The organism is Kitasatospora sp. NPDC057512 (assembly GCF_042802135.1).
GTDB lineage: Bacteria > Actinomycetota > Actinomycetes > Streptomycetales > Streptomycetaceae > Kitasatospora.
The window spans coordinates 1-4841 of record NZ_JBHVET010000658.1; the positions used below are offsets into that span (position 1 = coordinate 1).

General features: G+C 77.0%; 1 protein-coding gene and 2 pseudogenes. All 3 read right to left on the reverse strand.

Features of this window, described 5'->3' with window-relative positions:
• A pseudogene (locus tag ACFU6K_RS31360) lies at positions 1–1187 on the reverse strand (hypothetical protein); the annotation flags it as partial.
• Positions 1184–3256, reverse strand: coding sequence for a hypothetical protein (locus tag ACFU6K_RS31365; RefSeq protein ID WP_380668767.1), 2073 nt, complete (start codon positions 3254–3256; stop codon positions 1184–1186). The gene ACFU6K_RS31365 and the pseudogene ACFU6K_RS31360, both read right to left, overlap by 4 nt.
• Positions 3253–4841: pseudogene (locus tag ACFU6K_RS31370) on the reverse strand (hypothetical protein); the annotation flags it as partial. The gene ACFU6K_RS31365 and the pseudogene ACFU6K_RS31370, both read right to left, overlap by 4 nt.

Below are 4841 nucleotides of genomic sequence, written 5' to 3' on the forward strand. Positions count from 1 at the left end.
GGGTAGGAGAGGTCCTCCTCCTGGAGCAGCGCGAGTGCCTCACGACCGGTCAGCCGACCGATCCAGCGGTCCAGCTCCTCGGCCTCGGCCGGGTCGGGGCGGGGGTCGCGCAGGACCGCGTGCAACCGTCCGGACACGGGCGCGGCGGCGGGTGGAGCCGGCGCAGACGCCGGAGCGGGTGGCGGAGCGGATGGCGGCCGGGGCTCCGTGTACACCGACTCCCCGTCCTCCCCCGCCCCCTCGCCGGGATCGCGGGACTCCGGGCGGCGGTTCGTGTCGAGGACGCGCGCGAGCCTGCGCAGCCGCTCCTCGGCCGGCAGGCTCGCGCCGTCCGGCAGCCCGATCTTCAGTTCCGGCAGGCCGGCACCGCCGTGCCCGCGCTCGACCGCGGCCAGGCAGCGGCCGACCAGGCGGGCCGCGAGTTCGTGCGCGCGGTCGTCCTCGGGCCGCCTCGGGTCGACGCGGTAGCGCGCCCGCTGCCGGCCGCCGTCGGTCGACCAGTCGGAGACCCAGGTGGCCAGCAGGTCGTGGCGATCCGTCATGTCGTAGGTGGCGAAGGTCCAGGGGCGGCCCAGCCACAGTCCGAAGATCTGGAGGAGGCCCGCGACGACCACGCCGGACCGGTTCCGCTCCGGCCACCCCGGCAGGGCGTCACTGCGCAGCGAGAGGCGGCACTGCGGGTGGCGCAGCAGGGCGGCGGTGGCGGCGGTGAGCGTGTCGCGGACGTCCGGCAGGAGGGCCAGGGTGTCGGCCCAGGCCGGCACCACGGTCGCCTCCAGGTCCGCCATCGGGAGCCGGGGCTGTCCGCCGTGGGCCTGTTCGGCGAACTCCTGCCCGCTCCACGTCCAGTCGCGCAGGGCCAGGCAGGTGCGGGGGCCGAGCAGGCCGGTCGGCCCGACCAGGACGTGGGCGGCCGTGTTGGGCCGCCCGCCCGGGTCGGCCGTGGGCCAGCGCTGGACGAGGGCGGCGCGATCGTCCCGCAGCCGGGTGCGGACCACACTGGGGCACGGCGCGCCGTCGACCCGCAGGAACGGGGCGAGCTCCTGGCCGAGCTCCTCGGCGTCCTCCTGGGGGCAGGACCAGGCGGCGGCGGTCAGGCCGGCGCTGCGCCGGCCTTGGTTGCCCTGCCAGCGGAAGACGATCTGGTCGACGGCGTCCCGGTCGGAGCCGGGGCCCTGAGCACTCATCGGTCCACCTCGTCGACGGGTCGGCCCTCGGCGAGTTCGACGATGCCGTGCATCGCGAACAGCGAGAGCAGGGGTTCCAGGACCCGCTGGGCACGGACTCCGCGCGGGTAGCGGCTGTCCTCCTGCCGGCCGCCGGTCGCCGAGGCCACGTGCAGGGTGCAGTGCAGAGCGGTGTCGAAGGGGCGCAGCCAGGCCTTTCCGGCATGGCGGTCGAGCAGCGCGTACACGTCGCGGCTCTCCTCGTGGAGTCGTCGGCGGCTCAGCGCGGTGTGGCCCGGTTCGCCGAGCCAGCGGTCGACGGGGGGTTCGGACCGCAGCAGGTCGGCCTTGGCGACGACCACGGCGGACGGGACGGTCAGGTACGGGCCGGTGCGGGGGACGCGGTCCAGGACGGTGGCGAAGGCCGGGTCGCCGTCCCGGTTGACGTGCTGGTCGAGCGTCGTGCGGACGTCGTCGAGCTGGGCGAGCGGCATGGCGATCGTGGGGTCGACGACGAAGATCAGGGCGTCGATGCCCAGCAGGAACCGCAGCAGGGCGTCCGTGCGCAGCAGGTCCTCGCCGGCGAGGTCGAAGAACGCGAGCGGCCTGGTCCGTCCGGACGCGTCGGTGATCAGCAGGGACTCGACGAACCGGGCGGTCTCGTCCTGGCCGAGGCCGGCGGTGTGGGCGAGCACCCGGCCGTCGCGCAGCGGCACCACCCGGCTGTTCAGGAATCCGGCGTGCTGCCGCGGGTTGACGGACTGCCAGCTGATGCCGTACGGCTTCAGCCGGTCGTCGGCGATCTCGGCCACCATCTGGGTGAGCAGGTGGCTCTTGCCCGTGTTGGACTGCCCGATCATGGCCACCGTCAGCGGGCGGCCGTTGGTCAGGTAGGGGACGGGGATGTGGTGCTCGCGGACGGTGCCGTTGCCCGGGCAGAGCTGGAAGGCGCCGCGCAGTTCGTCGGCGAGCAGTCGCGGGTTGGGCTGGGCCTGCGGGTCGTAGGGGCGGAGCTCCTGGACGGCATCGGGGGTGTGGAGGGCGGTCGGGTCGTAGCGGATCGGCTCCAGGCAGTACGGGCAGAGCACCTCGCCGGCCGGAGCACCGGCCGGGTGGCCGGCGGCCTCGCCGACCGCTTCGCCGGGTGCCACCGCGCCGGCCGGGCGCTTCGCCGCCAGCGCCCGGTCGTACCCGGCGCGGTGCGCGGCGAGCCCGTCGGCGGGCAGCCGGTCGGCGGCGGGGGCCCGGTCGGGGGCGAGCAGGGCGAGCAGGGCGGCCGGGGTGGGGCGGTCGGCGGCGCGCGGGGCGAAGGAGGAGCCCATGGTGTGCGCGAGCGAGCGGTGGTCGGCCAGGTCGGGCGGCGGCCGGTCCGGGGCTCCGAGCCGGCCGGTGACCAGGCTGTACATCACCTGGGCGGCGCTCCACAGGCCGTCGCGGGGGTCGCTGCGGCCGGCCCCTTCGCGTACCTCCGGCGGTGCGTACGGCGCGGCGCCGCGCGGTGCGCGGGGGCGGCCGGTGTGGGTCACCGCGTCGAGGCCCCAGAGCTGGATCCGCCGGCCGTCCCAGCGGACCGTTCCCGGGGCGATCCCGTGGTGGACCAGGCCGAGCTCGGCCAGTACGGCGAGGGCGTCCACCAGCTCCTGTTCGATGACGCGCAGTTGGGCACCGGGCAGTCCGTGCATCCGCTCGACGGTCCGGCCGCGCGGTGGCCGGTAGAGCGCGAACGGCTCGGCCGCGTCGAGCTCGTAGCCGATCAGGACCGGGAACGGCCCGCTCGCGCCGGAGGCTCCGAGCGCGCGGTGCAGCCGCAGCGCGACCGCGGTCTCGGCGTCGACGGTCGCGCAGGAGGCGAAGGCCGCCCGGGCGCCGCCGGGCGCGTCGGTCCCGGCGGCCCGGACCTGGACGCACTTGACGGTGTTGTTCAGCAGCGTGTTGCGGGTCCGGACCGGGCCGTGGGAGAGCGGGCCGGAGTCGGGGCCGAACCGGGCCCAGGTCCGGTTCCGCCGCCCGTCGGGGGTCAGGAAGGACAGCTCGACGTGTTTCGCGCGGGCGGGGTCGCCGGACCGGGGACCGGGCCCGGGGGTGGTCACCACTCGTACTCCTCGCTCTCCGGTTCTTCGTCGTGCCACTGCCGGACGGTCCTGACGACACCGGGTTTCAGGCCGGTCAGCCGCAGCCGGCCCGCGTACCGGCCGGACGCGGTCAGCACCTCCCGCTCCCCCCGCGGGCCCGGCGCGCCGCCGAAGTACCCGTCACCGAGGGGCGTGTCGGGCTCGACGGTGCGGCGGGCCGCCTCCGGACCGAAGCGGATCAGCGCGACGGCCGACGGATCGCGGCTGAGCAGGTCGAGCTGCTCCGACGAGGTCAGCTGCACCACGGTGTGCCCGTCGGGGTCGAGGGCGGCCGAGTCGGCGGCCCGCCGGGCGTCGATGCCCAGCAGGCCGACCGGCCCGCCGCGGTCGCGGTGCGGCGAGGCGAAGGGCGGGGCGGAGAGCACGTCGTTGTGCCGCAGGTGGTCGCGGGCCACGCCGAGGAGCTCACGGACCCGCTCGGCGATCCGCTCCTGGGCGGCGTCGCCGACGTGGCCGCGCTCGACCGCGCCCCAGTACGGTTCCAGCGCGGTCAGGGCGGCATCGGTCAGATCGCCGGTCAGCACCGTGACGAGGTCGGGGCCGCCCTTGGCCTCGCCGCGCTCCAGCCAGGGCGGCACGACCGCGGCGGGACCGGGGCCCGCTCCGGCGCCGGACCCGTCGGCCCCGAGGCCGGAGCCGCTGTCGCCCTCGGGACCGAACTCCCCCGCGGACCGCGGCGGTTCGAGGTTCCAGTCGTAGTCCTCCGTCCACGACGGCTCGTCGAACTCGGGCCCTTCCTCGCCGGACTCGTACAGCCAGAGCTCGGCCCCCTCCTCGGCTCCCTCGGCCGCCTCGGGCCGGTCGGCGGCGAGGCCGCACGCCGCCTCCTCCTCCGCGGTGTCGGCCGTCGTCCGCAGCACCCCGACCACGGCCAGCGCGGCGTCCGCGCAGTAGCGCCGCTCCTCGACGGCCCAGAACTCGCGCAGCGCGCGGGTCAACAGGGCCTCCAGGCCGTCGAGTTCGTCCCGCAGCGGGACGACGCCGCGCTCCCGGCCCCAGCGCTGGGCGTGGCCGTGCCACAGCCGCAGCAGCAGCCGGCCCCAGCAGCCGAGGGCGAGCGGCAGGGCGAGCGCGGCCGCCCAGACCGGCAGGCCGGTCAGCCAGGCGCCCGCCGCGCCCCCGGCGGCGCCGACGAGCGCGGCCGCGCCGAAGCGCGACGCGTCCGCCGCCCGCGCCGAACCGCCCGGCAAGCGGCGGGCGACCAGCAGCATGCCCAGCAGGACCAGCACGGGGACGGTCAGCGCGGCCGGCAGGGCCGCCCCGCTCCACAGCCCGCCGAGCACGCCGGTCAGCGCCGTGACGGCGAGGACGCCGGCCCCCGGCGGGTCGGGCTCCGGGCGACGGCCGTCCGGTCCGCTCGCGCGCAGCCCGTCGAGGTCGGCGAGCAGCGGCGTGTTGGACAACGGCTGCACCTGGTCGGCGAGCAGGGCGAAGCGCTGCGCCACCGCGCGCAGCGGCAGCCCGTCCAGAAACCGCCCCCGAGCGACGCTCCGCAGGCTGTCGCCGATCCGCTCGCCGCTGGTGGCGGCGGGCGCCACCGCCC